This window comes from Cupriavidus sp. HMR-1 (assembly GCF_000319775.1).
In the GTDB taxonomy this organism is placed as follows: Bacteria; Pseudomonadota; Gammaproteobacteria; order Burkholderiales; family Burkholderiaceae; genus Cupriavidus; species Cupriavidus metallidurans.
The window spans coordinates 1-3,457 of record NZ_ANKP01000170.1 but is presented as its reverse complement, the minus strand read 5'-3'; the positions used below and the strand labels follow the sequence as shown (position 1 = coordinate 3,457).

Sequence of the window (3,457 nt, the reverse complement as noted above, 5' to 3'; positions counted from 1 at the left end):
CGGTGCCCGCCGCGTTGCGCTGGCCCGGCATGATCGAAGCCGTGCAGGAGCGTGGCAGCGCGATGCTATCGGCCGGGGCCGGGGCCGGCAGCGGCCTGCTGCACTAATCAGACAGACACCATGGAAATCCTGCTCAATGGCCGACCGATCGAGTTGCCCGAAGCCGCCACGCTGGCGGACGCGGTGACGGCGGCGGCCATCGCGCCGCCGTTCGCCGCCGCGGTGAACGGCCAGTTCGTCCCGCGCACCCGCCATGCGGCCACGCCGCTGGCCGCGGGCGACCAGATCGATCTCGTGCAACCCGTGACGGGAGGCTAAGTCCCTTATGACATTCGAACCAACTGAAACCCTGCGCGACCCGTTCGTGCTGTACGGGGAATCGTTTGCGTCGCGCCTGCTGCTCGGCACGGCACGTTACCCGTCCCCCGCCACGCTGCAGGCGGCCGTGGAAGCCTCGCGTCCGGCCATGATCACGGTGGCGCTGCGCCGTCAGACCGCCGTGGGCAGCGGTGATGGCCAGACGCTCGGCGGCGAGACCTTCTGGCAGATGCTGCGCACGCTGGGCGTGCCGGTGCTGCCCAATACCGCCGGCTGTTTCACGGCGCAGGAAGTGATCACCACGGCGATGATGGCCCGCGAGGTATTCGAGACCGACTGGATCAAGCTGGAACTGATCGGCGACGACTACACGCTGCAGCCCGACACGCTCAACATGCCTGCCGTGGCCGAAACGCTGGTCAAGGAAGGCTTCAAGGTGCTGCCGTACTGCACCGAGGACCTCGTGCTGTGTCGCCGCCTGCTCGACGTCGGTTGCCAGGCGCTGATGCCGTGGGCTGCTCCGATCGGCACAGGCCGTGGCGCGGTGAACCCGCACGCGATGCGCACGCTGCGTGACCGTCTGCCCGACACCCCGCTGATCGTCGATGCCGGCCTCGGCCTGCCGTCGCACGCGGCGCAGGTGCTGGAGTGGGGCTACGACGGCGTGCTGCTCAATACGGCCGTGGCCCAGTCCGCGTATCCGGTGAACATGGCGCGCGCGTTCGCGCTGGCCGTGGAAGCCGGGCGCACCGCCTACCTGGCCGGCCCGATGCCAGAGCGCGAGGTGGCCCAGGCCAGCACGCCCGTGGTGGGGATGCCGTTCTGGCACGCCGAAGGCGCGGAGGACCGCGCATGACACGTCAGGGTGTTGCCGCGGCCATCGACGCCGCGCTGTTCGATGACTTGATGGCGCGTTACGCCGCGATGTTCGGCCGTGACGAAACGCCATGGCGCATCTGGTCGGCGGCGAATGCTCCCGCCGCGCTCGATCGCCATGACGTGGTGCTGTCCGATGGCGAGGCCACCGGGGATCTGATCGATCGGGTGGTGGTCGCGGATGCGGTGCTGATCGAATCGGAGCGCGAAGGCGGCCGCCGGATCGACACCGTGCGCTCGCCGATGGGTACCTGGGTGCTTGACGTGCGGGCCGATGACGACACGCCGCATTCGCCCGCGTTCGTGGCCGTGCTGCGTGCCGCGTTGTCGCTGCACTTTCCGGCGCACGACGCCCTTTGCATCGCCCGCGCCTGGCAGCCGGGCGCCACGGCCTGGCCGAACGATTTCGGGCGCTTTCCGCAGGTGCGACATGCTGCGCTGGTGCCGCCGGGCCAGACGGCGCAGCCCTTCGCGCCTTGTCCGCCCGATCTCGGTCTCTATGCCGTGATGCCCAGCGCGGCATGGATCGAGACGCTTGTGCCGCTGGCCGTGCCGACCGTGCAGCTGCGCTTCAAGTCAGACGATGCCGACGCGGTGAAGCATGAGGTGGCGCGCGCCGCGAAGGCGGCCAAAGGTTCGCAGTCGCGCCTGTTCATCAACGATCACTGGCGTGTGGCGATCGATCACCACGCAGCCTGCGGTGGCGACAGCGGCATCTACGGGATTCATCTTGGGCAGGAGGATCTGGACGAAGCCGACCTTGACGCGATCCGCGCGTCGGGCCTGCGCCTCGGGGTGTCCACGCACGGCTACGCGGAAATGCTGCGCGTGGCCGCGATCTCGCCGAGCTACCTCGCGCTTGGCGCGATCTTCCCGACCACCACCAAGGTCATGCCGACCCAGCCGCAGGGCATGGGCCGCTTCCAGTCCTACGTGGCGTTGATGCAGCCCGTGATCCCGTCGCTGGTTGGCATCGGCGGGGTGAACGCAGGCAACATGGGGGAAGTGCTGGCGGTGGGCGTCGGCAGCGCCGCCGTGGTGCGGGCGATCACGGAAGCCAGCGATGTGCCGGCGGCGGTGGCGGGGCTCAACGCCTTGTTTGCCTGATCCGGACGTAGACTTTGGGCGCTGACCGGCCAGCCCGGCTGGTGGCGCCCGGCAATTGCGCATATCCTCTTTGGCTCACCATTAAAGGACTGAGGTTCCGCACTACGGAACGGAACCCTGCAGAGAGGAAACAGCAGTGAACGAGATCATCCCCGCCGCACCGGGCACCCCCGACAAGCCTTACTTCGGCATTGACATTCCGTTGATGCGCCTGCTGGGTCTGCAGCCCGTGCATATGGAAGAGGGTCTGTGCCGCACGCGTCTGCCGGCCAATCCCAACGTGGTGAACAGCCGGGGCGATGTGCATGGCGGCACCCTGATGGCGGTGCTCGACTTCACGCTGAGCGGTGCGGCACGGTCTCATGCCCCGCTGGAGACCGGCGTCATCACGATCGACATGTCCACGCATTTCCTGTCCGCCGCACGCGGCGAACTGACGTTCGAGGCGCGCATCATGCGCCGTGGCGCCAAGATCGCCTTCTGCGAGGGCGAGGCCCGCGACGCGACGGGCACGCTCTGCTGCGTGGCCCGCGCGTCGTTCAAGCTCGTGAAGCTGGTCGGCGGCGATTAATCTTTCGGACCGTCCGCGGGACGGTACACCGCTTCAAATCGCGCGCGCTCGGTGATGCCATAGTCGCCGGGCGCGTATTGCATCAGCCAGTCGCCCGGCTTGCCGGTCAGCACGTCGCCGCCGGTCGAGCGCGCAATCGCGAATGCGTGCGGCATCTCCCGGGCCAGCACCGGCACCGGCTTGTTGCGATACGGGCCGGACTCACCATGGGCGTTCGGTCCCACCGCCACATACCGTGGGTCGAAGCGTCCGCGCGAAACCACCCAGCGGTCGCCGGTGGCGCAGGTCACGATCGCGTCGCCTGGCTGATAGCGGTTCGGGCCCTCGCGGCTGATCAGTTCTCCCGGCTCGGTGGCAAAGGCCACCTGCACCGTTTCATCCTTGACGTACCAGTGGGCGGCGCGGTCTTCGCGCAGGTCGATGTTGGTCAGTGTCTGCATGGTTTTCGCGATGCTCGCGATTAGCCCAGCGCGCGCGGCGCGAAGCTGTGATTGAGGGGGCCGTTGCCGCCGCCAAGGCGCAGCCGGGCGCCCGAGCGAATGGCTTGCGCGACGAAGTCGAGCGCCGCGGCGACCGCATCGGGCA

5 protein-coding genes and 1 pseudogene are annotated in these 3,457 nt (G+C 68.5%); 4 read left to right on the top strand and 2 right to left on the bottom strand.

The genetic code is table 11. The annotated features are described in order from the left end of the window. Positions 1-120: 120 nt before the first annotated feature. From thiS to D769_RS19320, 4 genes are all read left to right on the top strand, one after another. Positions 121-318 (top strand): sulfur carrier protein ThiS, encoded by a 198-nt coding sequence (gene thiS / locus D769_RS19335; RefSeq protein WP_008648499.1) that lies wholly within the window; start codon positions 121-123, stop codon positions 316-318. 7 nt (positions 319-325) lie between these two features. After that, on the top strand, positions 326-1,174 hold the full coding sequence (locus D769_RS19330) for a thiazole synthase (RefSeq protein WP_008648498.1): 849 nt from the start codon (positions 326-328) through the stop codon (positions 1,172-1,174). Next, on the top strand, positions 1,171-2,301 hold the full coding sequence (locus D769_RS19325; protein ID WP_008648496.1) for a thiamine phosphate synthase: 1,131 nt from the start codon (positions 1,171-1,173) through the stop codon (positions 2,299-2,301). The genes D769_RS19330 and D769_RS19325 overlap by 4 nt, the downstream gene beginning before the upstream one ends. A gap of 136 nt (positions 2,302-2,437) precedes the next feature. Continuing rightward, positions 2,438-2,872 carry a PaaI family thioesterase gene (locus tag D769_RS19320; RefSeq protein ID WP_008648494.1) on the top strand — a complete coding sequence of 145 codons (435 nt, stop codon included), beginning with the start codon at positions 2,438-2,440 and terminating at the stop codon, positions 2,870-2,872. On the opposite strand, the gene D769_RS19315 is transcribed toward D769_RS19320, so the two are convergent. Together D769_RS19315 and D769_RS32755 are read right to left on the bottom strand one after the other, a co-directional pair. Next, positions 2,869-3,312, bottom strand: a complete 444-nt coding sequence (locus tag D769_RS19315; RefSeq protein WP_008648487.1) for a PGDYG domain-containing protein — start codon at positions 3,310-3,312, stop codon at positions 2,869-2,871. The two genes, D769_RS19320 and D769_RS19315, sit on opposite strands and share 4 nt — an antisense overlap. Before the next feature lie 20 nt (positions 3,313-3,332). Further along, positions 3,333-3,457: pseudogene (locus D769_RS32755) on the bottom strand (hydroxymethylpyrimidine/phosphomethylpyrimidine kinase); the annotation flags it as partial.

Coding starts and splice junctions, on each gene's coding strand:
- thiS (WP_008648499.1), top strand. CDS start 121: ATGGAAATCCTGCTCAATGGCCGACCGATCGAGTTGCCCGAAGCCGCC.
- D769_RS19330 (WP_008648498.1), top strand. CDS start 326: ATGACATTCGAACCAACTGAAACCCTGCGCGACCCGTTCGTGCTGTAC.
- D769_RS19325 (WP_008648496.1), top strand. CDS start 1,171: ATGACACGTCAGGGTGTTGCCGCGGCCATCGACGCCGCGCTGTTCGAT.
- D769_RS19315 (WP_008648487.1), bottom strand. CDS start 3,312: ATGCAGACACTGACCAACATCGACCTGCGCGAAGACCGCGCCGCCCAC.